This is a genomic window from Urechidicola vernalis, from assembly GCF_031846385.1.
GTDB classification, from domain to species: Bacteria; Bacteroidota; Bacteroidia; order Flavobacteriales; family Flavobacteriaceae; genus Urechidicola; species Urechidicola vernalis.
In genome coordinates this window covers 1-278 of sequence record NZ_JAVRHV010000031.1, presented here as the reverse complement: position 1 = coordinate 278, position 278 = coordinate 1, and the positions used below count along the sequence as shown (strand labels likewise).

1 protein-coding gene is annotated in these 278 nt (G+C 36.0%); it reads right to left on the bottom strand.

Annotation, left to right across the window (positions count from 1 at the left end):
- The coding region (locus tag RM519_RS13975) for a DUF8693 domain-containing protein (RefSeq protein WP_489753989.1) at positions 1-278 on the bottom strand (278 nt) is incomplete at both ends.

The following is a 278-nucleotide window of genomic DNA, read 5'->3' as shown; positions in this document are numbered from 1 at the left end:
CTTTCACAACATGTGTATTGTCTGACCAATGTTCCCAAAAATAAAGCGCATTGTCTGTAGAATTGACATTATCATCAATAAAATCATCCGCATCCAAAGCACTTGGAAATGGATTACCCGTTAAAGAAATTGATGGGTCTCCTGTAGGTGCTGAAAATGTCGTGTGAACTATTTCAGTTCCTGCTACACCAAATGGAGCATTATTCGGTTTACCTCTAAATACATAATTTTGATACGTAAAAGTAACACTGTTATTATTAGAAGTATAGAGCACTGCA